Genomic DNA, 25,748 nt, shown 5'->3' on the forward strand with positions numbered 1-25,748 from the left:
CATGGCCTTATTGAACGAGAGGCGAGTCAGCCCCTTCCAGATCAATGCCCTCAACGGTGGCCTGCCCCACCAGCAAACGCATGTACTGGCGCAAGGCGGTGGAGCGCGATTGCAAGCGAAGGCGGGATGAGATCTGCGCGCGAACTTCGTTGAACAATGGCAAGGTGCCCTCCTTGCGGTCCAGCACCTCCATGATGTGCAAACCAAAGCGCGTGTGCACCAGGCGAGGATGGACCCCCAGGCCCCAGCGCGAATCGCTCTGGTAGAACATTTCTTTGGCCAACTCGGGCGCGCAGTCCTGCGGCGTCACCCAGCCCAGATCACCCCCTGAGCACTGGAAGGGCAGTTCGACAACTCGGCCGCCAGTTGCTCGAAGCGGCCCGGCGGCACATTCTTGCCGGCCAGCTCCATCAAGGCTGCCTCGGCACGTTGCGTCAGGGCGATCACATTCACTCCTGGCGTGACTGCAAACAGAATGTGACGCACATGCAGCGACTGGCCCACAATGAAGTGCGGCTTGTTGGCTTCATAGTAACGTTGGCACTCTGCCTCGGTGGGTTCCGGCGACTTCACCTCGTCGTCGGTCATGGCCTCAATCACTTGGCGCTCGGCCTCATTGAGTTCCGGAGCCACCAGGCCTGTCGCACGGGGCAGCAGACCGAGTGATACTGCGCGCTGGCGCAGCAATTCCGTCCAGGCCCGTTCAAGCAAAGTCTGCGCATCTACCGCTTCACCCGGCTCGTGCAGGGCAATACCATTGATGCTGGCTGGGGCGACCTGCAGTTGGCCGGAACAGGCGCACTGCGCACTGCCGCAACCACTGGATTCGATGGCGCTCATGGTCATGGCTTCTCCTTGCAATTCAGAAAGGACGGCCGCCCTGGCTGGCCGGAGCGCGCGGGGCCATACCGACCCGGCGGCTACGCACCAGTTGATAAGGACGCACCACATAGGCCAGGGTGCCAAATCCGCTCCAGACATGCACCAGGCGAGTGAACGGGAAAATCAGGAAAATGCTCATGCCCAGAAACATGTGGGCCTTGAAGATGAACCCCGCCTCGGCCAGCAACTCCGGGGCGCCGGCGCGGAAAGTCACGATGCGCTGGGCCCACTCGGCCAGCCTCATCATCATGCCGCCGTCCAGGTGCTGGGCAGACAGGGGAATAGTGGCCAGGCCCAGGGCAAACTGCAGCCAAAGCAGGCACAGCAGCACGATGTCGCTGGTCTTGCTGGTGGCACGGATGCGCGCATCTGTAAGGCGACGGTGCAGCAGAAGGCTGACACCAATGAAGCCGAACACCCCGAAGATGCCACCCGAAATCATGGCCAGCAGTTGCTTGGCACCTGCAGTCATGAAGGGCTCATACACGAAGTGCGGCGTCAGCATGCCCACCGTGTGCCCGAAGAACAGGAACAGGATGCCCACGTGGAACAGGTTGCTGCCCCAGCGCAACTGACCCGCACGCAGCAGTTGAGACGAATCGCTTTTCCAGGTGTACTGGTCTCGATCAAATCGAAGCAGGCTTCCCAGCAGGAATACGGTGAGACAGATATAGGGGTAGTAACCAAAGAGGAAGTTGTCAAGGTAGTTCATGATCATTTCCTGACATCAAGTTGCGGCGCGTTCGGCGCTGCGCGATGGGCGAACGATGTGGATGGGTTGTGCCTCGCCAGGTCGGGCCTGTCCCCGCGTACTGCAGCCGTCGAAGGCCTGGGGCTCGGCCCAGGACTCGTCCATGGGTTCATCTTGGGTGATGGAAACCGCCTGTGGTTTCTCGCCAGCCATCTCCAACACAGCCGCAATGACGGCCGCATAAGAGCTTTCGCGCTGCAGCAGGGCACTGAAGATGGAATTGAGGATGTGGGCCATCTCGCCTAGAAAGGACTTGGCCAGCTGCGGAGGCTGAGTCGATGCAAACTCGAGCACTACACACAGGTGGTCGGGCAGTTCATCGGGAGAGAGAAACAGACCAGCTTTCTCGTAGGTCTGTGCCAGGTCGATCATGGCCGGGCCGCGGTCACGCGAGTCTCCGTGCACGTGCTCAAACAGATGCAGCGAGGTGGCACGGCCACGGTCAAAGGTCTCAACATAGCGGGACTCGGCCTCCATCGGATCCTGCCGTTGCAGACCAGTGACCAGCGCGCGCAATTCAGCGCGTCGGGTGGCTGGAAGCGTGGCTTCCTGGTCAATCGCATCGACCAGCAGGTCAAGTTCACTGCGCAGTTGCTCGTCTGGGTAGGACAGCAGGCGTGCCAGCGCGCGCAAGGTGTAGCGGGTTTGTTTCATATGCCGTCTCCTTCTCAGACCGCTGACTGAATCGGAATCGTGCGGCGCTTGTCGCCACCGAAAAGGCTGGTCTCGCTGGCCCCGTCTGAGCAGCCGTTACCAAACGAGAAGCCGCAGCCACCGCGCAAGTCAAAAGCGTTCTCGGCGTACTCGCGGTGCGAGGTCGGAATGACGAAGCGATCTTCGTAGTTGGCGATGGCCATCACGTGGTACATCTCTTCTACTTGGGCGCGCGTTAGGCCAGTCTGCTCCAGCACCTTGAGGTTCTCCACCCCGTCCACGTGCTTTCCGCGTTGAAAGGCCCGCATGGCCAACATGCGCTCCAGAGCCCGCACCACGGGGCCGGTGTCACCGGCCGTCAGCAGGTTGGCCAAGTACTGCACCGGAATCCGCATCTGGCTGAAGTCGGGCAGTTCACCATTGGCACCGATATGACCGGCATTGGCCGCCGCGCTGATCGGTGAGAGCGGTGGCACGTACCAGACCATGGGCAGTGTGCGGTACTCGGGGTGCAGCGGCAGGGCCACCTTCCAGTCGATCGCCATCTTGTAGACCGGACTGTTGCGAGCGCCCTCCAGCCATGTCTCGGGGATGCCGTCCTTGCGAGCCTGCTCGATCACCTTGGGGTCGTGCGGGTTCAGGAAAATATCGAGCTGGGCCTGATAGAGATCCTTTTCGTCAGGTACGCTGGCCGCCTCGGCGATGCGATCGGCGTCATACAGCACCACACCCAGGTAGCGAATACGGCCCACACAGGTTTCCGAGCACACGGTCGGCTGACCGGCCTCAATGCGCGGATAGCAGAAGATGCATTTCTCGGCCTTGCCAGTCTGCCAGTTGTAGTAGATTTTTTTGTAGGGACAGCCGCTGACGCACATCCGCCAACCGCGGCACTTGTCTTGATCGATCAGAACAATGCCGTCATCCTCGCGCTTGTAGATCGACCCCGAGGGGCAAGATGCCACACACGCCGGGTTCAGGCAGTGTTCGCACAAGCGCGGCAGGTACATCATGAAGGTGTTTTCGAACTGACCGACCATGTCCTTCTGGACCTGATCAAAGTTGGCCAGGTTCGCGTCCTTGCTGCGCTTGCTGAACTCGCCGCCCAGGATCTCTTCCCAGTTCGGGCCCCACTCAATCTTATCCATGCGCTGGCCGGTGATCAGGCTGCGCGGCCTGGCGGTGGGCGCGGCCTTGGTCTCCGGCGCCGACTGCAGGTGGTCGTAGTCGAAAGTGAAGGGCTCGTAGTAGTCGTCGATCTGCGGCAGATTGGGATTGCTGAAGATCTTCATCAGCAGCGACCACTTGCCGCCCTGCTTCGGCACGATGGAACCATCGGCCTTGCGGATCCAGCCGCCCTTCCACTTGTCCTGGTTCTCCCATTCCTTGGGGTAGCCAATGCCGGGCTTGGTCTCGACGTTGTTGAACCAGGCGTACTCCATGCCGGGACGGCTGGTCCAGACATTCTTGCAGGTGACCGAACAGGTGTGGCAGCCGATGCACTTGTCCAGGTTCAGCACCATGGCGATTTGGGCACGTACTTTCATCGTGTTTCTCCTTTTCTTTCTTCGCCTCAGGCCTGGACGGTGTCCCGGCCTTCGCCGTCGAGCCAGTCGATCTTGCGCATCTTGCGCACGATGACGAACTCGTCGCGGTTGGTGCCGATGGTCCCGTAGTAGTTGAAACCGTAGCTGAACTGCGCGTAGCCGCCGATCATGTGGGTAGGCTTGGTCACGATGCGGGTCACCGAGTTATGGATGCCGCCGCGAGTGTTCGTGATCTCCGAGCCCGGAGTGTTGATGATCTTTTCCTGCGCGTGGTACATGAGCGTCATGCCGGGGTTCACGCGCTGGCTGACCACCGCGCGGGCGGCGATCGCACCGTTGGCGTTGAACAGCTCCACCCAGTCGTTGTCCTCGATACCTGCCTCCTTGGCATCGGTTTCGCTCAGCCAGATGACCGGGCCACCCCGGTTGAGCGTGAGCATGAGCAGGTTGTCGGTGTAAGTGCTGTGAATACCCCACTTCTGGTGCGGGGTGATGAAGTTCAGCGCGATCTCCTTGTTGCCATTGGACTTGCGGCCGATCATCTCGTCCACCGTCTTGAGGTCGACAGGCGGGCGGTAGCTCGTCAGCCCCTCACCAAACGCCAGCATCCAGGGGTGATCCAGGTAGAACTGCTGGCGGCCGGTGAGGGTGCGCCATGGGATCAGTTCATGCACGTTGGTATAGCCGGCGTTGTACGAGACTTTCTCGGACTCCAGCCCGGACCAGGTCGGCGAAGAAATGATCTTGCGCGGCTGAGCCTGAATGTCGCGGAATCGGATCTTTTCGTCCTCGCGGTGCAGCGCGAGGTGGGTATGGTCACGGCCCGTGATCTTGGACAGTGCTTCCCAAGCCTTGACAGCGACGTGGCCATTGGTCTCGGGTGCGAGCTGCAGCACCACCTCGCAGGCGTCGATGTCGCTCTCGATCTTGGCCATACCCTTGGTCACACCCTCGGTGTGCACCTTGCCGTTCAACTCCTTGAGTTGCCCCACTTCAGTCTGCGTGTTCCAGCCGATGCCCTTGCCGCCGTTGCCGGCTTTCTCCATGAGCGGACCCAGCGCAGTGAAACGCGCATAGGTGTTCGGGTAGTCACGCTCAACCACCGTGATCTGCGGTGCAGTCTTCCCGGGGATCAGGTCGCACTCGCCCTTTTTCCACTCCTTGACCTCAAAGGGCTGAGCCAGCTCAGCCGGCGAGTCATGCATCAGTGGCGTGAGCATGAGTTCTTTCTCGACGCCCAGATGTCCGACACAGACCTCGCTGAAAGCTTTGGCAAAGCCTTTGTAGATTTCCCAGTCGCTCTTGCTCTGCCAGGCAGGATCCACCGCCGTGGACAGCGGGTGGATGAAGGGGTGCATGTCGCTGGTGTTGAGATCGTTCTTCTCGTACCAGGTGGCCGTGGGCAGCACGATATCCGAGTACAGACAGGTCGTGCTCATGCGGAAGTCCAGAGTGACCAGCAGGTCCAGCTTGCCTTCTGGCGCATTCGCGTGCCATTCCACTTCAGTAGGCTTGGCGTCGTCGGGGCCCAGATCCTTGCCCTGCACGCCGTTGGTGGTGCCCAGCAGATGCTTGAGGAAATACTCGTGCCCCTTGCCTGACGAACCCAGGATGTTGGAGCGCCAGACGAAGAGGTTGCGCGGCCAGTTGTCGGGATGATCCGGATCCTCGCAACTCATGCGCAGCGTGCCGTCCTTGAGCGCCTTCACAGCGTAGTCCTTGGGGTCCATGCCGGCCGCGTTGGCATCCTTGACCACCTGCATCGGATTGGTCTGCAACTGCGGTGCGCTGGGCAACCAGCCCATGCGCTCGGCGCGCACGTTGTAGTCGATCAGGCTACCGCCAAACTTGGCCTTATCGGCCAGTGGCGAGAGAATTTCATCCACGCCGAGTTTTTCATAGCGCCACTGGTCCGTGTGAGCATAGAAGGCGCTGGTGGAATTTTGCTGGCGCGGCGGGCGCACCCAGTCCAGCGCAAAAGCCAGGGCCGTCCAGCCAGTCTGGGGACGCAGCTTCTCTTGGCCTACGTAGTGCGACCAGCCGCCACCGCTCTGGCCGATGCATCCGCACATCATCAGCATGTTGATGATGCCGCGGTAGTTCATGTCACTGTGATACCAGTGGTTCATCGCCGCGCCAATGATGACCATCGACTTGCCACGGGTCTTGTCGGCGTTGTCGGCAAACTGCCTGGCCACCGCAGTCACCTGATCGCGCTTGACGCCAGTGATCTTCTCCTGCCATGCCGGGGTGTAGGGCACATCCTGGTCGTAACTGGTGGCACCGGTGTCGCCCGGCAGACCACGGTTGACGCCGTAGTTGGCCGCCGTCAGATCGAACACGGTGGCGACCAGCGCATAACGCTCTTCACCCGCCTTGCCCAGCTTGATGCGGCGCACCGGCACCTTGCGCACAAGCACATCTTCTTGCTTGTTGGCGTTGAAGTGCGGCGTGTCGATGCCTCCGAAGTACGGGAAGGCCACATCGCCCACTTCGTACTCACTGCCCTCGCCTTCCATCAGGCTGAGTTTGAGCTTGACCTGCTCGTCACTGCGGGCTTCTTTGTCTTCCAGATTCCACTTGCCGGCATCAGCGCGGCCTTCAGCGCCCCAGCGGAAGCCGATGGAGCCGTTGGGCAGCACCACCTTGTCGTCCTGGTCAAAGGCTACCGTCTTCCATTCGGGATTGTTGTCCTGGCCCAGCTTGCCGTTGAAGTCACTGGCACGCACGTAGCGCCCAGGCACAGTCACCTTGCGACCATCCGGGAGCGTTTTCTCTTCCAGCATGACCAGGTTGGGCATGTCGGTGTAGCGGCGCACGTAATCGTCGAAGTACGCTGAGCGCTTGTCGAAATAGAACTCCTTGAGGATCACATGGCCCATGGCCATGGCAATCGCCGCGTCGGTACCCTGCTTGGGGTGCAGCCAGATATCGCAGAGCTTGCTGATCTCGGCATAGTCGGGCGTGATCGCCACGGTCTTGGCGCCCTTGTAGCGCACCTCGGTGAAAAAGTGGGCGTCGGGTGTGCGGGTCTGGGGCACGTTGGATCCCCAGGCAATGATGTAGGTGGAGTTGTACCAGTCGGCTGACTCGGGCACATCGGTCTGCTCGCCCCATACCTGCGGACTGGCAGGAGGAAGATCGCAGTACCAGTCATAGAAGCTCATGCACACGCCACCAATAAGCGACAGGTAGCGGGATCCGGCGGCATAGCTGATCATGGACATCGCCGGAATTGGCGAGAAACCCCACACGCGATCAGGGCCGTACTTCTTGATGGTGTAGACGTTGGAGGCGGCAATGATCTGGTTGACCTCTTCCCAGGTGCTGCGCACCATGCCGCCCAGACCACGCTGCTGTTGCCATTCAAGGCGCGCCTCGGAGTTTTCGACGATAGATGCCCAAGCATCAACCGGACTCTTGGCCACCGTCACGGCCGCGCGCCAGTGCTTGAGCAACTTGCCACGCACCATGGGGTACTTCACGCGGTTGGCGCTGTACAGGTACCAGCTGTAGGAGGCCCCCGCGCGCAACCGCGCGGCTCGTGATTAGGCAGGTCGGCGCGGGTGCGCGGGTAGTCGGTCTGCTGAGTTTCCCAGGTGACAATGCCGCCCTTGACGTAGATCTTCCACGAACAGGATCCGGTGCAGTTCACGCCGTGGGTGGAACGCACGATCTTGTCGTGTGCCCAGCGATTGCGATAGGCGTCTTCCCAGGTGCGATCTTCACCAGTGGTAACACCGTGCGATCCCGAAAAGCTCTCCGAAGGAGCCGAGAAGTGGGTAAGGCGGTCTAGAAAGTGACTCATCGTGGGTCTCCGAGAAAAGTATGTTCAGGGGTTCCGGATCTCAGCGCCCTTGCGCAGATAGAACCACCAGTTCAACACCAGGCACAGGGCGTAGAAGACTGCAAAACCGTAGAAAGCCAGCTGCGGTGTACCCGCCTTGATCTGCTCTCCGATCAGCACGGGTGCGATGAAGGCTCCGTAGGCCGCCACCGCCGATGTCCAGCCCAGCACAGGGCCGGCCTGTGCGCGATCGAAGATCACGCCGATGGTGCGGAAGGTGGAGCCGTTGCCGATGCCGCTGGCAAAGAACAGCACCATGAACAAGCCGAGAAACATCGTGAAGTACTGCTCCGGCGTCGCCGATGCGTAGGCCTGCATCATCACCCACCCCACCGCCACCGACGCAGCCGCCATGATCACTGTGATGACCTGAGTCACGATCGAACCGCCGACCTTGTCGGAAATCCAACCACCCAGCGGCCGCACGGCAGCGCCAACAAAGGGGCCGATCCAGGCATAGGTCAGAGCCGATGGGGCGTTGGGGTTCTTCAGCGTGTGCTGCATCACGCCGTTGGCGTCGGGCACATGCTGGAACCCAAAGATCACGGTAATGGCCAGCGGCAGTGCCATGGAAAAGCCGATGAAGGAACCGAAGGTCACGATGTACAGCGCCGTCAGTGACCAGGTGTGCTTGTTGCGAAAGATCGCAAACTGCTTCTTCACGCCGTCCTTCATCTCGCCAAAAGCTGCCAGCCGCATGACGGTGAGCGCCAGGATGATGTCCAGCGGAATGGCCACCCACATGCTCAGCAGGCCGAGGCCGGTGGGCTTGGGCAGGTACAGCCAAAGCATGAAGATGGTCGGCACGAACGCCAACGTATACAGGTAGGTGATCTTCAGAAATGCCACCAGCGGGTTGCCCGTGTTCGGGGACACCGTCTTCAGGTTATTCATGCCGAACCAGCAGAGCGCACCCAGCGGGATTAGCGAAAGCACCCAGGCAAAACCCGCGTTCTGGATCCAGGTGGGGGTTCCCGCAGCGATCTTGCCCAAGATCCATCCGCTGTCCTTGACCAGGGTCATCGACTCACCGCCAAACGCCCCCAGCAGCGGCAGGGTCATCACGACGGGAATCACGATCTGCATCGTGGTCACACCAAAGTTTCCCAGCCCGGCATTCAGACCGAGAGCCGTGCCCTGCAGACGCTTGGGGAAGAAAGTGCTGATGTTCGACATCGAACTGGCGAAGTTGCCACCGCCCACACCCGACCACAGTGCCATGAGCTGGAAAGCCCAGAGCGGCCATTCAGGATGTTGCAGCACAATGCCAGTGCCGATGGCCGGGGCCAGCAGCATCGAGGTCGTCAGGAAGATCGTGTTGCGCCCACCCGCCAAGCGGATCAGGAATGATGCAGGAATGCGCATCGTGGCACCTGCGATGCCGGAGATGGCCGTGAGCGTGAACAGTTCTGCTTGGGTAAACGGAAAACCCAGGTTCAGCATCTGCACGGTGATAATGCCCCACATACCCCAGACCGCAAACCCGCAAAGCAGGGCAGGCACCGATATCCAGAGGTTGCGGTAGGCGATGCGGCTGCCGGTGCTCTGCCAGAACTGGGCGTCTTCCGGGCGCCAGTCTTGAATGTCGGCGCCTGATGATGTCTTGTTGTTCATTCGAGTTTCCGATCTGAGGGATCAGTTCTGAAGAGAAAAGGGCTTGGCGTTGCTGCCCATGACCTCGGCTTTGCGGACCTCGGTCCAGTACATCCAGATCAGCGAAACCCAGACCACGCCATACATCAGCATGAAGGCGCTGGAGCGGATGCCGGTCAGGTCCATCAGAGCACCGAACAGGATCGGCAGAATGAAGCCACCCATGCCGCCCGCCAGTCCAACAATGCCGCTGATGGCACCGATGTTGGTGGGGTAGTCGTCACTGATGTACTTGAAAACACTGGCCTTGCCAAAGGCCCAGGACACCCCAAGAACCCCCATCAGCGCGGTGAAAGCGTAGACATTCAGGCCGATCTGAAAGGTCTTGGGCCCATCAACGGTCGTTACGGTGAACTCCGTCTGGGGATAGGACAGCAGGAACAGGCAGACCCAGCTGACCCACATCACCCACCAGGTAACCTTGTGAGCGCCGAACTTGTCGGAAAGTACGCCACCGACGGCTCGCAGAACACCGCCGGGCAAGGAGAAGCAGGCGGCCAGCAGCGCGGCGATGCGGATGTCCAGACCATACTCGCCCACGTAGTACTGCACCATCCACAGCGAGAGAGCGACGTAGCCACCGAACACAATGCTGTAGTACTGGCAGTACTTGAGGACCTTCGGGTCCTTCAGGGCCTTGAGCTGGTCGGTGAATTTGACGTTGCTCGGCACCAGGTGCGCCGGGTCGCTGTGACTGAAGAACCAGAATAGCACCAGGGTGCCGAGCATGATGGCCGCATACACCTGCGGCACCATGGCCCACCCAAAGGCCACCAGCAAAACCGGTGCAACGAACTTGTTGACGGCCGCACCCGAGTTGCCGGCACCGTACACGCCCATGGCCATACCTTGGCGATTCTTGGGGAACCAGCGGGCCACATAAGGCGTGCCGACCGAGAAGGAGCCCCCTGCCAGGCCCACGAACAGGCCAATCACCAGAAAGTGCCAGTACTCGGTCGCGTAGCTCATCAGCCAGATGGCCGGAACCGTGATGGCCATGACACAAGCCATGACAATGCGGCCACCATACTTGTCGGTCCAGATGCCCAGTGGCACCCGGATCAGCGAGCCCGTGAGCACCGGCATGGCGGTCAGCAGGCCAAACTCGGTCGCATTGAGGTTCAGCATCTTCTTGATCGGGATGCCGATCACGCCGAACATCATCCAGACCATGAAGCAGACCGTGAACGCCAGCGTGCTGACGATCAGGACTGACCACGCCTTTCTCTCGTTTCTCAGTTCCGTTCCCATGTTTCTTCTCCGGAAGACATGCATGAACTGTCGACGATCGGCGGACAAATGCCCATCCACCGATGGCATACCGGCGCGCGCCGGAGGTACTACGAGAAACTCACCGCCCTAGTTCGGAAGAACTATGCAGGCACTGAATCAGGACCTCAACGTCCTTTTTCCGTTCTTGGAACAATGCCTTGCGTGGCAGCAAACACAGCAGCCTGGACACGAGAACTTAAGTCCAGCTTGCGCAAGATGTGTTGGACGTGGATCTTAACTGTGGTTTCAGCAATGTCCAACTCCCTGGCAATCAGCTTGTTGCTGTCGCCCCGCGCGATCAGCATGAGGATTTCGCGCTCGCGGGGCGACAGGAGGAGCAGGCCTGGCGGAGTGGCCATCACTGCAGGCGGCGCAGGTGCAGGCGCTGGCGCCACCCTGGCTTCTGCAACGGCAGGCGCGGGGGCCGGCGGCATGGTGCCCCCCTGGCGGAACACCGCCACCAGCTTGGTCGTCATCTCGGGACTGATGACCGACTCGCCTGCCAGTACTTTTTCGATGTAATCGGCCAACTGCTCGGACTCCATGGTCTTCAGCAGGTAGCCATCTGCACCGCGCTGAAGGGCAGCCGCCAGATCTTCGGCGTTTTCGCTGACGGTCAGCATCAGCACCCGCACACCCGGCAAGGCCTCCTTGAGCGTGGCAATACCATCCACCCCCCGCACCCCAGGCAGGTGATTGTCCAGCAGGATCAGGTCTGGGCGAGCCTGCGCAAGGCACCGCAGTGCTTCACCCAGATCAGAAGCTTCTCCCGTAACCTCCAGCCGCTCGTCCTGGGTCAGCAAAGCCTTCAGGCCCCGGCGAAACAGGGTGTGGTCATCGACCAGCAGCAATCGAATCGGGCGTGTTGCAGTCATGATGACAAGTCTGAGGGTTCTGTCAGATTCATGCCAATGGTTCCAACATTGACCGTAGCCACCGGATAGGGCGGCAGGGTCAGCGTCACGCTCGTGCCCTCGCCCGGATCCGACGCCACAGCCACTCTAGCGCCAATGCGTTCCGCACGTTCGCGCATGATCTTGGTGCCCACGTGGGTTTCGCCGTGACGCACGCCCGTGTTGAAGCCCTGGCCGTTGTCCCTGACAACGAACTTCCAGGCAGCTCCCTTCACCACATCCAGGCTGACATGGCTGGCCTGCGCGTGCTTGCGCACGTTGGAAAGGGCTTCCTGAATCACATGCAGCACCTGCACCTGAACATCTGGCGGCAGAGGCAAGCCTTCTCCTTCGATGTGCAGGCGCGTGGGGAGACCGGTCTGGTGCTGGAACTTCTGCAAAGTTTCCTGAAGGGCCACCTCGATATGCTCGCCGCTGGTACGGGTTCGGAAATGCACCAGTAATTCGCGCACGTCGCCAATGCTTTCTCGCAGTCCCTCATCGAGTTCATCCAACGATCGCTGGACCTTCTCAGGCTGAGCTCGGTCGACGGCAGTACGCAGCAGTTGCGCCTGAATTTTCAGGAATGCCAAGGACTGCGCGATCGAATCGTGCAGCTCGCGCGCGAGCATGGCACGCTCGTCTCCGACAGCAGCTTCGCGCTCCAGGGCTGCAGCGCGCAGCCCCTCCAGGGCGCTGGCCAGATGTGCCGCCAGAGCATCCAGCAGTTCGGATTCCTCGGAACTCAGGTGCACTTCACTCCGAAAAAACAGGTCAATCTCACCGAGCAGACGTTGCTGCATCCTGACCGGTACGCTGACCAGACTTTCATAACCTGCCCGGGCACAATGGCGCATCGGGGCGTCTTCGTGGGCATGGATGGGAATAACACGAATACGCGCATCAGGCTTGAGATTGCCACAGGCGCACGCCCCAGCCAGCAGGCTGCGCTCCTCTTCCTGCATGTCGGATGGGAAGCAGTCAGACGCCAGCATAAGGTAGCGCTGGTTCGCCTCGTCAGACCAGCGCACCGCCACCGCGTCTGCCTTCATGACGTTGCGCACCCTCTTCGAGAACCCGCGCGCAAGCTCCTCGATGCTTGCAGCCTTCGCCAAGAAGGCACTGACCTCGTACAGAGCCTCCAGGCGCGCCCGCTGCGCCTCGATACGGCGCGTCTTTTCAACCACCTTCGCCTCGAGCTCACCATACAGCGACTGCAGCGTCTGTGCCATGTGGTTGAAACCCGCCGCCACCTGCCCGAATTCGTCCTCGGTATCGACATCCACCCGGGCGCTGAAGTCCCCCGACTCCAGGCGGTTCAAGCCCTGGCGCAGGTAATCCAGCGGGTGTATCACGTACATGTAGCCGGTGTAGAGCATCACCACCGCACCGATGATGGCCAGCGCCATCATGACCAACTGGAACAGGTTGAGTGTGGCGGTCAAGCCCGAAAGTTCAAGCTCAATCGCCAGCACCAGTCGGTCGATCCCATTCACGAATGCCTCGGCCGCCACCTGGGATGAGTTGCCCTCGGTCATTGCACCGTCAAGCCAAGCCTTCCGTTGGACTGACCACAGGCGCTCCACTTCCGAAAACCGCGCGTAAACCCCGGAATCCCTGGGCAAAAACAGGGGGCGCGCAGCATCGCCTTCTCGCAGCAGAATCAGGCTACGGTCGAACTCGCCGACCAAGGCTGCGACCTGATCCGGCGGCAGTTTGGCCTGGACGGCGCTACTCAGCCGCCATGTCTGCATGCGCATGCGACCGGCCTCGTTGACCGCGGCCGCGCCCCCTTCGAGCTGCCAAGTCACCCAGAGCGTCAGACCGATCGACGCCAACGCAACGATCAACAGCCCGGCGCCGATGCGGATGAGTTTCGTAGACAGGGAGGCGGTTCGTCGCATGCGCGTAGGTTACCCGTTCTTGCCACTGACCCGTTAACCCGTCACCGAAAGCACCCTCGTTCTTTGGAAATATATATTTTTCATGCATCTTCATGGACAATAGATACATCTCATATGAATGTTTAAGGAGCCACACCATGAATGCCATCACGCTGGATCGCGCAGAGCAAGCCATCGGCCAGATTGCTGTTGAACTGCCGGGTGCCACTGCTGTCTTCCGACGCCTCAAGCTGGACTTCTGTTGCGGAGGTCAGGTTGCCTTGCGCGAGGCTTGTGACGGCAAGGGCCTGCCGGTGGAGAAGGTGCTGGCCGAACTCGCCACACTTGACCGCCCCGTCAACCTGGACGCACCGGTGGAAGCCGGTGCATTGATCGACCACATTCTGGAACGCTATCACGCGGTGCATCGAGACCAGTTGCCTGAACTCATTCGCATGGCCCGGCGTGTGGAAGCCGTGCACCGCGATCATGCGGACGTACCCGCTGGCCTGGCAGACCACTTGGAACAGATGGAAGGCGAGTTGCTCGACCACATGGCCAAGGAAGAAGAAATACTCTTCCCTATCCTCAAGGCCGGTGGCTCGCCCATGGCGCAATACCCAATCATGGCCATGCGAACCGAACACACAGGTCATGGCCAGCAACTGGAACACCTGATGGCGCTGACCAACGACGCCACGCCCCCGATGGGTGCATGCAACACCTGGCGCGCGCTTTATGCAGGCATCGGCCAGTTGCAGAATGACCTGATCAATCACATCCACCTGGAGAACAACCTGCTGTTCCCGGGCTTTGAGCCGGGCCCGCAGGAGTGCTGCGCCTGACCACGATGGATCTCAGGAAACCATGGTCGTCGGAGAACGCTTCAACAGCATCAGCCATCTAGCAGGATGGTTTGGCTGGCACGGGGTGCCAGGGTGTTCTCGCTGGTGATATACGTGCTCATGGGTTGGCTCGCCCTGGTGGCGGTCGTACCGCTTTGACAAGCGCTTGGCCCGGATCGATTCGCGTGGCTCGCCGCTGGCGGCACCCTCTACACCGGAGGCATTATGGTCTATGCCACTGACCACAAGCTGCGCCACGGGCACGGCATCTGGAATCTGTTCGTCCTCGGCGACAGCACCTGCCATTACTTGGCCGTTTTTCTGTATGTGGCCTGATGGTCATGGGTACTCCATGAACGACACCTCTGATCACGCCTCTCAACATACCGTACCCCCACCAGTGGCAGCCATGCTTTTCCGATTGCCGGCTTACCCTGGTTCACTCATCCTCTATTGGCTTCTACCCGCGGCTTCCATGAAGATGCCCGCGCCTGGATTTCACTGACTTCCTCGGGGCTCAAGCGCTTTGCAACCAGGTCTCTGTACTCAACGGCCTGGCTTTCCTGGGTTGCGGCCAAATACAGCCAGAAATACGAGCCTTTCCAGTCCTGAGGAGCCCCCTCGCCTCTGGCCAGAGTCACACCGAGATGCAACTGAGCGGGAGCGTGACCTTGCTCAGCAGCGCGCCGATACCATTCGACCGCTTTGGCCTCGTTTGGTGGCATGCCCTCTCCATCTTTCAGCATCATGCCCACACTAAGCTGAGATACGGCTTCACCCTTCTCCGCAGCGCGAAGATACCACCCGAAGGCTTCCTCTTGGTTCTTCGTCACTCCCCGGCCGGTGACAAGCATCGTCGCCAGGTTGTGCTGAGCTTTGAGATGACCGCCCTCTGCTGCCCGACGAAACCACGTTGCTGCTTCCACGTCGTTCTGCGCCACGCCACGCCCGGACAAGTACGCCACCGCCAGGTTGTACTGCGCTGACACATGACCTTGCGTGGCTGCCCGCAAGAACCAGGTTGCGGCTTCCTTTTCGTTTCGTGCAACGCCCCGCCCATCGGACAGGCTCTTGCCCAATCTGTTCTGGGCATTATCGACCCCTTGCTCTGCAGCGCGGCGATACCACTTAATGGCTGCCGTAGGATCCGGTGCCACGCCTAGGCCCTCATCCAGCATGAAGCCCAAATTAGCTTGAGCGATAGGGTGCCCCTTCTCTGCTGCACGGCCATACCAGGAAACGGCTTCCTGAAGGTTCTGCGCCACGCCTAGTCCATCCTCCAGTGCCCGAGCCAATGCGTACTGTGCATGCACATGCCCCACCTCCGCAGCCCGGCGAAACCATACCGACGATTCCTTCAGATTGGGCGAGCCGGCAGCACCTGAAGCCAGCATCACACCCAATCTGTACTGAGCATCATCCTGACCTTGGTCTGCTGCGCGTCGATACCACTTGACTGCTTCATTCGGATCCGCAGCGATGCCCTTGCCCTCTTCATACGCCATACCGAGGGCAAACTGCGCGTGCACATACCCTTGATCCGCCGACCGTTGGAACCACTTAACCGCTTCCTCTTCATTGCGTGGAGCGTCTTTTCCGAAAAAGAGTCTCCCGCCCACTTGGAACTGAGCCGCGGCATCCCCTTGCTTGGCGGCTTCCATCCATGCCGCCGGTTGAGCTACCGCCAGAAAGTTCGAAAAAATCAGCGCTGCACCAATAAAAAAACTACGTAAGTTCACATTAATTACCTATGTATATTTAAATGAATTCTTACGTATTATTTTATATGACGCATTGAAACGCTGAAAAATTTCCAAACGAAATGACCAAACTGCCCCTGGTAGCCTTCAAGTCACGCGAGGAGCTACACCAACTGCATCCAGGCAGGCCGCATCCGAGATCAATCAATTCCGACTCATAGGCACTCATCCCTTGCGAACCGGACAACCGTCACTCCAGGGCGCGCTTGCCGCAAAGAAGGCATCACAAGCACGCAGTCGTCATAAGGGGTCGTGACGATCTTGCCGTTGTCGTTACCAATAGGAGTTCCTGCTTTTGGAATGACCTCAAGGTTTCGGTAGGAATCCAGGAAGCTGAAGTTTTTGCTTCGCACGGTCACGCCATCAGTCACGCGTAACAGTCGTTGCTGAGAAACGTCGGCGCAGCGCCATCCTTGAAGCGCATTGGACGAGGTGACGGCGTCAAGGATTTGCGCTTCAACCAGGAACCGAGCCGAGATGTCTCGCGCCACGCGCAGACTCGCAGGGTCGCCATGAAATCCGCACTCCACAAGCAGTGAGCGGGTCTCCCCGGCTTCCGTATCTGTCAGGCCGAACCGCCCGAAATCGCGCATTCGCGTGCCGTCCTTATGACCCTCGTCGACAACGACGTGTTCTGGGGAACGCAGTCTGCGCGCGAGCTCGATATTGCGTGCGTGAGTTCCAACCAACAAGAGCGGCTCGCCCGGCTCATGCATGGAGTGCAAGTCCAACAACCAGTCCGCTCGCTCCACAAACGGAAGCAGCTCTCGCGCACGTCGGCGCTCCGAGGAACCCGCATTGGCCATTCGATCGGTCGACCATTGGCGATTCAGATCTTCATCCACCGAACGAGACGCATCAAACGCCTCAGGATCGAACTGGTCGAATGCAGCAAGATTGCAGAAGGCCAATGTCAGGCTCCCCTGCCGCGGCCGAACACCCGCATCGAGCAACCCCTTAACGGCCCAGGCTCCGCAAAGTTCGTTGCCGTGAATCAGTGACGTGACCATCACTCGGCGGCCAGGCACACCTGACTCGAAATGCCAAACTCCTTCTGTGTCCGTGTTGCCCGCTCGCCAAGTACTGATGTCCGGCTTCTGCAGTTGGAATATCGGCTCCGTCATTCTTTGACCTTCGCGAATTCCACGATCTTCTGATACTTGGAGCTTTCGTCTGCCAAGAAGCGATCCATGTCGACGTCCAGTGGAGCGATCGTGGAGCCTGACTCTTCGAGCCTCTTCCGGAACTCAGCTGTCTGCAGAACCTCGCTGAGCGCAGTGCGAAGCTTGGACAAAATATGCGGCGGCATCTTGGGCGGAGCCATGAGCGCGAACCAAACGCCGATGTCCATATTCTTTAGAGCAGGCACCTCGGCTAGAGCAGGAATTTCCGGAGCCACTGGTGATCGCTGTTTTTCGGTTACGCCCAATGCCACCACCTTGCCGCTACGAATGTGAGGAAGGCCACTGGAGAGCACGAATACACCGTATTCGAGGCCTCCGCCCACCAAGTCTATAGAGAGAGGGGCCACTCCTCGATATGGAATGTGGGTCATGAACAGTCCGCCCTGTTGCTTGACCATCTCTCCTGCGAGGTGGAGTGCTGTTCCGACCCCGCTGCTTCCATAGCTGAATCGCCCAGGCTTGGAACTTACCGCCCTCAGGAACTGGCTGGCATCTTTGACTCCAGTGGCGTTAGATGCCACCAAGACCATTGGAGTCGTGGCAACCAGGCCAACCGGCGTGAAGTCTTTGTAGGTGTATTTGACAGTTGCGGGCGTGATCAGTTTGTTGATCGCGATCTCGTTATTTGCCCCCAGCAGCAAGGTGTAGCCGTCTGGCTGGGCCTTGGACACCTTCAAAGCGGCAATCGCGCCTCCTGCACCGCTCGCGTTTTCAACGACGACGGGAACTCCCAGACTCTTTGCTAGGTGATCTGCTACTGCACGTCCGGTTAGGTCGGTGCTACCTCCAGGCGGATACCCCACGACCACGGTGATCGACTTACTCGGATAAGCCGCATCTTGGGCACAAGCTTGGCTCAAAGTTATTGAAAGGACCGAAAGCGCTGTCACGCCAAGGAAAAGCGAACGAGTATTCATGGGATTGCCTCCTGTTGGAAGTTCAAATTCTGCTTTCCGAGAGCAATCCTCATGTGCTGATTAGGCACAATGACTTGCTGAAAGGTACCGGTCAACCGGGATCCACTGCTTGCCAGAATGACTCTGCTTCTGGCGAAAGCCTTCGTTTGGGCCGCACCATGCGAATTTCGAAACCAATCTCCAACGCTTTGCCGCTCACTGGCGCCAGCTGCTTGGACTTGCAGGCACCCGCAGCCAGAGACCAGGGCAACCAGGCGACGCCTAGCCCCTTGAGTGCGTATTCAAGCAACGCGTCCGCCGAATCGCACTCAATGGTTTCGTTGAGGTGGGGCGCCTGGGGATGGTTGCTCAAGTGATCGCTCACAAGCCGCCCGAGCGCCAACGTCTGGGCATACGCCAGGAAAGGAACCGCCTCGCCATGAGCGAAGGTGAAGGACGGTTGACCTCGCGCGTCGACTTTGCCAACCGGCACTAAGCGATCACTCGCTACCCTCCGCTGCAGGTACTGATGTGAGCTAAGGCGTAGCGCAATCTGTGGATGGTGGTAAGTCAGCATGAAATCTGCCTCCCCACGCTCGAAACGCTGCAGGGTTTCCGACATCTGACCGGTGCGCACGACCACACGCACGCCTGCGTGCCTTCTACTCAACCTCAGAAGCCAATCAGCGGCCACTGTACGGGCCAATGATCGCCCAGTCACCAAGGTCACCGTCGCGCGACGGCCTCTTCCTTCCTCGCCTCCAATTTCTCGCCTGGCTTGCACCATCGCAGGCACGACCTGAAGTGCAAAGCCCAACAGCTTCTCGCCTTGTGCAGTCAGTCGGGTAGCGGCCCCGCGCCGTTCGATAAGCGGCGCTCCTGCCCAATTTTCTAGTGCGCGGATGCGACGACCAAATGCCGGATGCGTGACATTGCGCTGCTCCGCAGCCCGACTAAGGCTACCGGTTTGCGAAAGTGCAATCAGATCCTCGAGCCATGTAGTCTGCATATTGCCCCCTGCTTCCGCATTCAACGAGACGATGGTGTAGTCGACGATCTATTGCTGACCGTCTCTTTCAAATGGATTCAAACACATCGCGCAGACCAATTGGCGGGAATAACAGCCACTCCGGCTGCGACATCGCCAGGATGACTTGGCACTTCACCGCAGAACCGCCTTGTCAGGATGCCCCCATGCAAGCCCCATGCGCTTCACTGACTCTCACCTGATCCGGGTCATTTTGATCACACCACCTTCGGCCACCTGAAGATCAACCCATCTCGAATTACCAGGATGCTGAGCCACGTAATCGGAAGCCCCCACATGAACCACCTCGTAGCCTAGTTGAACAACATATGACATCAATTGTCTCTTGTCACTCTCAAACCAATCGTAGCTCCACACTTCAAGCAACAGAGGCGGGTAATTATTTCTTCTCAAAAACTCAGCACCTCCCTTGAGAACACTTAACTCAGAACCTTCCACATCGATTTTGATGATGGATGGGGGCCGATCCATCTCAAGACTATCCAAATTGATCAATGGCACTTTTCTTGCCATCTTCTTAACCGAACCCTCTACACCCTGCAGCTCTCTATACTTCTTTTCTAGCGAGAAAGCGCCAATATTTAAGTTGTTCTCATAGTCAATTTCAGGAATTTCGACCTCGCCCATAACATCACCAACCGCGCCATAGATGGCATGGCAGTTATCCAGCCTGTTCAAGAAAATATTACCGCAGAACTGGTAATAGATAATTCTCTGAGGCTCAAATCCATACACCTCACCACCAACGCCTTGAATGTGCTTTGCCAAGGGTATCGAATACGCCCCTAAATTCGCACCGATATCCAACACCAGAGGCCGCTCAACCGTGGATATCATGAACTTTGATATTTCAAGCAGATGCTCCTCCCATTTGCCCGTCCTGTACAAGACATTCGAAATGGCGTCACCTGTTGAAAATAGCAAATAATCAGCATCCTGGCACTCAACCTGGCTAATTCGGGGAAGCATAATCAGACCTTCAAGTTTCCAAATAATTCAGGATAAATCCTCGAACAGGTTCAGCTGGTCAAGATCGATGTCTGGGCACTTGCGATTGGCAAAGAAGTTGGCAAATGAATCCATGATCGATCGTCGAGGGTAACGTGAACAACTCTAGTACCTGATGCGGACTGACTGCTTGCTGGATTCGCCCCGAAATCCAGTCTTGCGAACGCCCCCTATCCAATGATGGGCGCGTGCTAGGCCGAAGGCATCTGCCGCATCCAGCTTGGCATATCCGGGCAGCAGAACACGTTGGCCTTCTTCTGGCGCGCGTGTGTGTGGACACCGAAGAAGCGCTGCAGACAAGTGGCGACCTGATCGGCCCGCTGTCGCGCGGCGTGCTGCGCGCTGACGACGTGCGTGGCACCCTCACCACGCTGTGCAAAGGCATAGCCACCGGGCGCAACACGCCGACCGAGCGCACGGTGTTCAAGTCGGTCGGCGCGGCGCTGGAAAACCTTGCCGCCTTGGTGCAGGTGTTTGAGGCCGCGCGCATCTGAAGCGGTGGTTCAATCCAGCGGCGGCAGAGCGGGCCCTGGCGAAGCTGCCACCAAGGTAGTGGCCTGCGCTTGCAGCAGGGCCAGCAATTCAGAGAGCTGTTCGCGCTGGGCCCCAGTCATGCCCGCGAGCAGTTCGCGCTGGATCGCCACAATCCGGGGAAACACTTCGCTGTGCAGGCGCCGCCCCTCGTCGGTGAGGTAGATGTGGACCTCCCGCCGGTCTGAGGGCTTGGGCACACGAAGCACCAGATTTTTCTGAGCAAGGCGGGTAAGGTTGCGCGACGTTCGGGCGCGATCGAGCATGGCGATGCTGGCCAATTCAGACGAGAGGACGCCTTCGCGGTTCACCAACGACGACAGGATCCGCCACTCGCGCCGGGTGATGCCGTATTCCTGCTCACACATGCGAACCACTAGCGGCGCGGCGGTGGCATGGATGCGGTAGAGACGGTAGAGCAGGAGTTCGTCCTGGGCCAAAGGGTTTTCGATGCGCGACATGGGGAGGTTTTACGCGTTTTCGGCTGAGGGCGGCACGGGGTGGATAGGGAAAACACCGGGATCAATTGATTTCTGCAATTGTTTGTCATTCCCTAGCATGTGTGGTTTTCACGGGGAAATACCCGTTTGACAACCCACTGGAGACCAGCCCCATGCAAAGAAGAAGCCTTTTGGCCACCGCCATGACCCTGGTCACCTGCGCCGTCGCCCTGCCCGTACCGGCACAGGAGAAGCCGCCGCTGAAGATCGTGGTGGGCTTTCCGCCTGGCGGATCAGCCGATCTGCTGGCCCGGCTGATGGCCGATGGCCTGAAGAACGACTTTTCTCAGGTGATCGTGGAAAACAGGCCCGGTGCGGGTGGCCGCATTGCGTTGGGTCAGGTCAAGCGCGCGCCGGCCGACGGACAGACCGTGGTGCTGCTGCCCAGCGGTCCGATGGTGCTGTTCCCGCACGTGTACAAAAAACTGGACTACGACGCGGTGACCGACTTCACCCCGATCTCGCTGCTGGCGCACTTCCAGTTCAGCGTGGTGGCCGGTGCCGGCGTGCCGGTGAAGGGCGTGAAAGACATGATTGCGCGCGCCAAGGCCGAACCTGGCAAGAGCACCTACGGCACCCCCGGCCAGGGAACGCTTCCGCATTTCATGGGCGTGCTGTTCGGCCAGCGGGCCGGCGCCGATCTGACGCATGTGCCATTCCAGGGTGGCGGTCCGGCCAACGCCGCGCTGCTCGGTGGCCACATCGACTACAAGTTCGACGTGGTGACCGAAACCGCCGAATTGCACCGCACGGGCAAGGTGCGCATCATCGGCGTCACCGGCCCCCAGCGCGACCCGCAGGTGCCAGATGTGCCCACGCTCAAGGAACAGGGTGTGGACATGGTGGCCACAGCCTGGTTCGCCATGTACGGCCCGGCCGGGCTCAAGCCCGAGGTGCGCGACATGCTTAGCGCCGCCGTGGCCAAGGCCATACGCACACCCGCACTTCGCGCCAAGCTCATTGAGCAGGGCTACGAGCCGGTGGGCTCGACGCCAGCGGAACTGGCCGCCGCACAGGCCACAGACCTCAAGCGCTGGGAGGGCCCGATCAAGGCCACCGGCGTGCAGTTGGACTAATTCCATACTTTTTTCTCCTCGGAAATCTTCGATGAACCGCATCCGTCGCCACACCCTCTCCGCCCTCGCCTGCACCGCCCTCTCGATGCTGGGTACTGATGCCATCGCCCAGCCAGCGTACCCGGCCAAGCCGGTGACCCTGGTCACCAACTTCCCGCCCGGCGGGCCGGCCGACATCCTGGCGCGTTCGGTTGGCGCCGTGCTGCAGGAAACGCTCAAGCAGCCCTTCGTGGTCGACAACAAACCCGGCGCGGGCGGCAACGTGGGCGCCGCAGTGGTGGCCAAAGCGCCAGCCGATGGCTACACGGTGCTATTCGGCATCGACACCACCTTCACCATCAACCCGCACCTGTACCCGGCCATGCCGTTCAAGCCCTCCGACCTCAAGCCGGTGGTGATCATGGCCTCGTCGGGCCTGCTGCTGGGTGTGAATCCCAAAACCGGTATCAAGAGCTTTGGCGACCTGCTGAGCCAGGGCCGGCAAAAGACACTGAACTTCAGCTCGGCCGGCAACGGCAGCCCTGGCCATTTGGCGGCGGCCATCCTGTCCAGTAGCACACCGGTGAAGACCATGCACATCCCCTACCGCGGCAACACACCGGCCGTGACCGCCGTGCTCAGCGGCGAGGTGGACGGCGGCATTCTGGCCACACCGGGCATGCTGCCGCACGTGCAGAGCGGCAAGATCACCGCGCTGGCCGTGACCAGCGGCCAGCGCTCGCAGCTTGCGCCCAAGCTGCCCACTGTGGCCGAACTGGGCCTCAAGAGCTTGGAGCAGGAGGTGCTGTACCTGGTGATGGTCCCCGCCGCCACGCCCGACTCCGTGGTGCAGATCCTGACAAACGGCATCACAGACGCGCTGCAGCGCCCCGACGTGAAGGAGCGTCTGAAGAGCCTGGACCTGTTTTATGAAGGCCAGACCGGTGCCGCGGCGGCCAAGCGCCTGGCCGACATGGGTGTGCGCTACGGCCAGATCGTGCGCGCCACCGGCATCAAATCCGACTGAAGGTACGGCCTCATGCATCGCCCCAACATCATCTACATCGTCAGCGACGACCTGGGCTACGCTGATCTGGGCTGCTACGGCGGCCGCCCGGCTGGCTTTGGCGCCGTGTCGCCGAACATCGACGCGCTCGCCGCCGGCGGCCTGAAGCTCACCGAGGGCTACGCCAATTCGCCGGTGTGCTCGCCCACCCGCTTTGCGCTGGCTACCATGCGCTACCAGTACCGCCTGCGCGGCGCGCTAGATGAGCCGATCAACAGCCGCAGCAAGGGCAGCGCCACGCTGGGCCTGCCGCCCGACATGCCCACCCTGCCCTCTCTGCTGAAGGAGGCTGGCTACCGCACCGCGCTGATCGGCAAGTGGCACCTGGGCTACCCGCCGCACTTCGGCCCGCTACGCTCGGGCTACGAAGAATTCTTCGGCATCATGGCCGGCGGGGTCGACTACTTCACCCACTGCAGCAGCAGCGGCGACCACGACCTCTACATTGGCGACGAAACGCACAAAGAGGTGGGCTACCTGACTGACGTGTTCTCGAAACGCGCGGTGGAGCACATCCACCAGCACGCGGCCGACGCGCAGGCGGGGCAGCCATTTTTCCTGAGTCTGCACTACACCGCGCCGCACTGGCCTTGGGAAACCCGCGACGACGCGCACGTGGCGCCGGAGGTGGCGGCCAACCTGTTCCACCTGGATGGCGGCAACGTGGAGAGCTACCGCCGCATGATCCACCACATGGACGAAGGCATCGGCTGGATCACGGCCGCGCTGCGCGAGCACGGCCTGCTGGAGAACACGCTGATCGTCTTCACCAGCGACAACGGCGGCGAACGCTTCAGCGACAACTGGCCTCTGGTGGGCGGCAAGATGGACCTGACCGAGGGCGGCATCCGCGTGCCTTGGATCGCGCACTGGCCGGCGGTGATTCCGGCAGGCTCGGTGAGCGAACAGCACTGCCTGACCATGGACTGGTCGGCCACGATGCTGGAACTCGGTGGTGGCCAACCGCACCCGGACTACCCGCTGGACGGCGTGTCGCTGGCGGCGCTGCTGCGCGACCCAGCGCACCGCTTCGAGCGGACCATGCACTGGCGCATGAACCACCGCGGCCAGCGCGCGTTGCGCGAGGGGGCTTGGAAGTACCTGATGGTGGACGGGCACGAGTACCTGTTCAACATCCCGGCGGACGCGCGCGAGCGCGCCAACCTCGCGAAACGCGAACCACAGCTTTTAGAAGCGCTGCGCGAGCGCTGGCTGGCCTGGAACGCCACCATGCCGCCGATACCGGACGACGCGACGGTGAGCCTGGGATATTCCACCCAGAACATGCCGCAGCGCTGAAACATTGAGCCTGGACCACCCACGCGGGACGCTACGAACAGCGCACGAACCGCCTGCGCTGTTTTTTGTCTTGACCTCGTCCCAGCGGGGCCGTGCCGAAAAGAGCAGTTCGAAAATCCGGCCGACCAACACTGCGCCAACTCGGGCAACCATAAACACACCCATTCACACCCATTCTTGGACGCCTTGACCACCCGCCCGGCGTGGATTCCACTTGCTTTAGTCCCATTTTGGGACTACACTTCGACCCATGCGAGTGATTGCCGTGTCTACCCTTCGGGCCTTCTGGGAGCGCTACCCCGACGCCGAGCAGCCGCTAAAGGCTTGGTACGAGGAGGCCGCCAGTGCGAACTGGAGCCAGCCCGCCGACATCAAGGCGCAGTACCGCAGCGCCAGCGTGCTGAAGAACCGTCGCGTGGTCTTCAACATCAAAGGCAATGACTACCGGCTGATCGTGGCCATTGCGTACAAGTTGCAGATCGTCTACGTGAAGTTCGTCGGCACCCACAAAGAGTACGACGCAGTGGACGCAGAAACCGTTGAAATGGCCTGACCGGCCACGGAGGAAAACATGGACATCCGCCCTATCCACACCGAAGCAGACTACAAGGCCACACTCAAAGAGATTTCGGCCTTGATGGAGTCCGACCCTGATCTGGGTACACCAGAGGGGGATCGCCTGGACATCCTGGCCACGCTGGTGCAAGCCTACGAGGCCAAGCACGTGCCCATCTCCGCGCCAGATCCGGTGGAAGCCATCAAATTTCGGATGGATCAGAGCGGTCTGTCCGTCAAAGATCTTGAGCCGATCATTGGCAAAAGCAACCGCGTCTACGAAGTTCTGAACCGCAAGCGCCCGCTGACGCTGGCCATGATCCGCAGGCTGCACAAGAGCCTGGGCATCCCGGCCGATGTGCTGATTGCGGAGACGGCTGCAGGGTGATCATCGAACACAGCGCTTGGCTTTGACGGTGAACAGCGTTGCCAGCTCTTCATTCCCGGCCTGTCTGGCTGGTCGACAGGCTCTTAGGGTCCAGAGCAGGCTGGTTGCCTGCCGGATTCGGGTTGAAATCCAGCTTTGCCGACGCCCCTACCCGATGATGGGCGCGGGCTCCCGCCCTTCAACCCAGATTTTCCATTAGGCGCACCTTCGGTGCTGCTTGGGCGTCAGCGG

22 protein-coding genes and 2 pseudogenes are annotated in these 25,748 nt (G+C 60.3%); 8 read left to right on the forward strand and 16 right to left on the reverse strand.

The window, feature by feature from the left end; translation table 11 throughout:
- Positions 1-7: 7 nt before the first annotated feature.
- The 10 genes and pseudogenes from AAAK34_RS00210 to AAAK34_RS00255 form a co-directional block, all read right to left on the reverse strand.
- Positions 8-310, reverse strand: coding sequence for a peptidylprolyl isomerase (locus AAAK34_RS00210; RefSeq protein WP_431777605.1), 303 nt, complete (start codon positions 308-310; stop codon positions 8-10).
- Positions 307-840, reverse strand: a complete 534-nt coding sequence (locus AAAK34_RS00215; protein WP_431777606.1) for a peptidylprolyl isomerase — start codon at positions 838-840, stop codon at positions 307-309. Before AAAK34_RS00215 ends, AAAK34_RS00210 begins: the two co-directional genes overlap by 4 nt.
- Positions 841-862: 22 nt before the next feature.
- Complete coding sequence (gene narI / locus AAAK34_RS00220) at positions 863-1,594, reverse strand: respiratory nitrate reductase subunit gamma (protein WP_431777607.1); 732 nt, start codon at positions 1,592-1,594, stop codon at positions 863-865.
- 15 nt (positions 1,595-1,609) lie between these two features.
- Complete coding sequence (gene narJ, locus AAAK34_RS00225; protein WP_231697534.1) at positions 1,610-2,287, reverse strand: nitrate reductase molybdenum cofactor assembly chaperone; 678 nt, start codon at positions 2,285-2,287, stop codon at positions 1,610-1,612.
- A gap of 14 nt (positions 2,288-2,301) precedes the next feature.
- Complete coding sequence (gene narH, locus AAAK34_RS00230) at positions 2,302-3,834, reverse strand: nitrate reductase subunit beta (protein WP_231697535.1); 1,533 nt, start codon at positions 3,832-3,834, stop codon at positions 2,302-2,304.
- A 26-nt stretch (positions 3,835-3,860) separates the two neighbouring features.
- Positions 3,861-7,642, reverse strand: a pseudogene (locus AAAK34_RS00235) (nitrate reductase subunit alpha).
- Positions 7,643-7,666: 24 nt separating this feature from the next.
- Positions 7,667-9,295 (reverse strand): MFS transporter, encoded by a 1,629-nt coding sequence (locus tag AAAK34_RS00240; RefSeq protein WP_231697537.1) that lies wholly within the window; start codon positions 9,293-9,295, stop codon positions 7,667-7,669.
- A 21-nt stretch (positions 9,296-9,316) separates the two neighbouring features.
- Positions 9,317-10,585: an MFS transporter gene (locus AAAK34_RS00245; RefSeq protein WP_231697538.1), complete on the reverse strand. Its 1,269-nt coding sequence runs from the start codon at positions 10,583-10,585 to the stop codon at positions 9,317-9,319.
- A 146-nt stretch (positions 10,586-10,731) separates the two neighbouring features.
- A complete protein-coding gene (locus AAAK34_RS00250; RefSeq protein WP_231697539.1) occupies positions 10,732-11,481 on the reverse strand; it encodes a response regulator in 750 nt (249 codons plus the stop codon).
- Entirely contained in the window at positions 11,478-13,403 is a 1,926-nt protein-coding gene (locus AAAK34_RS00255; RefSeq protein WP_231697540.1) for a type IV pili methyl-accepting chemotaxis transducer N-terminal domain-containing protein, read from the reverse strand. Before AAAK34_RS00255 ends, AAAK34_RS00250 begins: the two co-directional genes overlap by 4 nt.
- 137 nt (positions 13,404-13,540) lie before the next feature.
- Between AAAK34_RS00255 and ytfE the strand changes: the two genes are divergently transcribed.
- Complete coding sequence (ytfE, locus tag AAAK34_RS00260; RefSeq protein WP_231697541.1) at positions 13,541-14,227, forward strand: iron-sulfur cluster repair protein YtfE; 687 nt, start codon at positions 13,541-13,543, stop codon at positions 14,225-14,227.
- Positions 14,228-14,296: 69 nt separating this feature from the next.
- A pseudogene (trhA, locus tag AAAK34_RS00265) lies at positions 14,297-14,563 on the forward strand (PAQR family membrane homeostasis protein TrhA); the annotation flags it as partial.
- Positions 14,564-14,670: 107 nt separating this feature from the next.
- Here the strand turns inward: trhA and AAAK34_RS00270 are convergent.
- From AAAK34_RS00270 to AAAK34_RS00290, 5 genes are all read right to left on the reverse strand, one after another.
- Positions 14,671-15,966 carry an SEL1-like repeat protein gene (locus AAAK34_RS00270; RefSeq protein ID WP_231697542.1) on the reverse strand — a complete coding sequence of 432 codons (1,296 nt, stop codon included), beginning with the start codon at positions 15,964-15,966 and terminating at the stop codon, positions 14,671-14,673.
- Positions 15,967-16,142: 176 nt separating this feature from the next.
- Positions 16,143-17,111, reverse strand: coding sequence for a succinylglutamate desuccinylase/aspartoacylase domain-containing protein (locus tag AAAK34_RS00275; RefSeq protein ID WP_231697543.1), 969 nt, complete (start codon positions 17,109-17,111; stop codon positions 16,143-16,145).
- Positions 17,108-18,088, reverse strand: coding sequence for a tripartite tricarboxylate transporter substrate binding protein (locus AAAK34_RS00280; protein ID WP_231697544.1), 981 nt, complete (start codon positions 18,086-18,088; stop codon positions 17,108-17,110). Before AAAK34_RS00280 ends, AAAK34_RS00275 begins: the two co-directional genes overlap by 4 nt.
- A gap of 91 nt (positions 18,089-18,179) precedes the next feature.
- Entirely contained in the window at positions 18,180-19,076 is an 897-nt protein-coding gene (locus tag AAAK34_RS00285) for a LysR family transcriptional regulator (protein ID WP_231697545.1), read from the reverse strand.
- Between the two features lie 213 nt (positions 19,077-19,289).
- A complete protein-coding gene (locus AAAK34_RS00290) occupies positions 19,290-20,084 on the reverse strand; it encodes an FkbM family methyltransferase (RefSeq protein WP_231697546.1) in 795 nt (264 codons plus the stop codon).
- A gap of 227 nt (positions 20,085-20,311) precedes the next feature.
- Between AAAK34_RS00290 and AAAK34_RS00295 the strand changes: the two genes are divergently transcribed.
- On the forward strand, positions 20,312-20,617 hold the full coding sequence (locus AAAK34_RS00295) for a hypothetical protein (RefSeq protein ID WP_431777608.1): 306 nt from the start codon (positions 20,312-20,314) through the stop codon (positions 20,615-20,617).
- 9 nt (positions 20,618-20,626) lie between these two features.
- Here the strand turns inward: AAAK34_RS00295 and AAAK34_RS00300 are convergent, their stop codons facing one another.
- Entirely contained in the window at positions 20,627-21,115 is a 489-nt protein-coding gene (locus AAAK34_RS00300) for a MarR family transcriptional regulator (RefSeq protein ID WP_231697548.1), read from the reverse strand.
- Positions 21,116-21,267: 152 nt separating this feature from the next.
- Between AAAK34_RS00300 and AAAK34_RS00305 the strand changes: the two genes are divergently transcribed.
- The 5 genes from AAAK34_RS00305 (at position 21,268) to AAAK34_RS00325 (ending at position 25,517) form a co-directional block, all read left to right on the forward strand.
- A complete protein-coding gene (locus tag AAAK34_RS00305) occupies positions 21,268-22,230 on the forward strand; it encodes a tripartite tricarboxylate transporter substrate-binding protein (RefSeq protein WP_231697549.1) in 963 nt (320 codons plus the stop codon).
- A 31-nt stretch (positions 22,231-22,261) separates the two neighbouring features.
- Positions 22,262-23,236 (forward strand): tripartite tricarboxylate transporter substrate binding protein, encoded by a 975-nt coding sequence (locus AAAK34_RS00310; protein ID WP_231697550.1) that lies wholly within the window; start codon positions 22,262-22,264, stop codon positions 23,234-23,236.
- Between the two features lie 12 nt (positions 23,237-23,248).
- The gene (locus tag AAAK34_RS00315; RefSeq protein WP_231697551.1) at positions 23,249-24,574 is read left to right on the forward strand and encodes a sulfatase-like hydrolase/transferase; all 1,326 of its coding nucleotides are present in this window, start codon (positions 23,249-23,251) and stop codon (positions 24,572-24,574) included.
- 250 nt (positions 24,575-24,824) lie between these two features.
- Positions 24,825-25,127 (forward strand): type II toxin-antitoxin system HigB family toxin, encoded by a 303-nt coding sequence (locus tag AAAK34_RS00320; protein WP_231697552.1) that lies wholly within the window; start codon positions 24,825-24,827, stop codon positions 25,125-25,127.
- A gap of 18 nt (positions 25,128-25,145) precedes the next feature.
- On the forward strand, positions 25,146-25,517 hold the full coding sequence (locus tag AAAK34_RS00325) for a helix-turn-helix domain-containing protein (RefSeq protein WP_231697553.1): 372 nt from the start codon (positions 25,146-25,148) through the stop codon (positions 25,515-25,517).
- Positions 25,518-25,748 lie beyond the last annotated feature (231 nt).

The sequence above is a fragment of the Ottowia caeni genome (genome assembly GCF_050821495.1).
In the GTDB taxonomy this organism is placed as follows: domain Bacteria; phylum Pseudomonadota; class Gammaproteobacteria; order Burkholderiales; family Burkholderiaceae_C; genus Ottowia; species Ottowia caeni.

Bases quoted from the DNA above. Each gene is read 5' to 3' on its own strand.
- AAAK34_RS00315 (WP_231697551.1), top strand. From the start codon at position 23,249: ATGCATCGCCCCAACATCATCTACATCGTCAGCGACGACCTGGGCTAC.
- AAAK34_RS00320 (WP_231697552.1), top strand. From the start codon at position 24,825: ATGCGAGTGATTGCCGTGTCTACCCTTCGGGCCTTCTGGGAGCGCTAC.
- AAAK34_RS00250 (WP_231697539.1), bottom strand. From the start codon at position 11,481: ATGACTGCAACACGCCCGATTCGATTGCTGCTGGTCGATGACCACACC.
- AAAK34_RS00285 (WP_231697545.1), bottom strand. From the start codon at position 19,076: ATGCAGACTACATGGCTCGAGGATCTGATTGCACTTTCGCAAACCGGT.
- AAAK34_RS00255 (WP_231697540.1), bottom strand. From the start codon at position 13,403: ATGCGACGAACCGCCTCCCTGTCTACGAAACTCATCCGCATCGGCGCC.
- AAAK34_RS00280 (WP_231697544.1), bottom strand. From the start codon at position 18,088: ATGAATACTCGTTCGCTTTTCCTTGGCGTGACAGCGCTTTCGGTCCTT.
- ytfE (WP_231697541.1), top strand. From the start codon at position 13,541: ATGAATGCCATCACGCTGGATCGCGCAGAGCAAGCCATCGGCCAGATT.
- narJ (WP_231697534.1), bottom strand. From the start codon at position 2,287: ATGAAACAAACCCGCTACACCTTGCGCGCGCTGGCACGCCTGCTGTCC.
- AAAK34_RS00245 (WP_231697538.1), bottom strand. From the start codon at position 10,585: ATGGGAACGGAACTGAGAAACGAGAGAAAGGCGTGGTCAGTCCTGATC.
- narH (WP_231697535.1), bottom strand. From the start codon at position 3,834: ATGAAAGTACGTGCCCAAATCGCCATGGTGCTGAACCTGGACAAGTGC.
- AAAK34_RS00275 (WP_231697543.1), bottom strand. From the start codon at position 17,111: ATGACGGAGCCGATATTCCAACTGCAGAAGCCGGACATCAGTACTTGG.
- AAAK34_RS00290 (WP_231697546.1), bottom strand. From the start codon at position 20,084: ATGCTTCCCCGAATTAGCCAGGTTGAGTGCCAGGATGCTGATTATTTG.
- AAAK34_RS00305 (WP_231697549.1), top strand. From the start codon at position 21,268: ATGCAAAGAAGAAGCCTTTTGGCCACCGCCATGACCCTGGTCACCTGC.
- narI (WP_431777607.1), bottom strand. From the start codon at position 1,594: ATGAACTACCTTGACAACTTCCTCTTTGGTTACTACCCCTATATCTGT.
- AAAK34_RS00215 (WP_431777606.1), bottom strand. From the start codon at position 840: ATGAGCGCCATCGAATCCAGTGGTTGCGGCAGTGCGCAGTGCGCCTGT.
- AAAK34_RS00300 (WP_231697548.1), bottom strand. From the start codon at position 21,115: ATGTCGCGCATCGAAAACCCTTTGGCCCAGGACGAACTCCTGCTCTAC.
- AAAK34_RS00325 (WP_231697553.1), top strand. From the start codon at position 25,146: ATGGACATCCGCCCTATCCACACCGAAGCAGACTACAAGGCCACACTC.
- AAAK34_RS00310 (WP_231697550.1), top strand. From the start codon at position 22,262: ATGAACCGCATCCGTCGCCACACCCTCTCCGCCCTCGCCTGCACCGCC.
- AAAK34_RS00240 (WP_231697537.1), bottom strand. From the start codon at position 9,295: ATGAACAACAAGACATCATCAGGCGCCGACATTCAAGACTGGCGCCCG.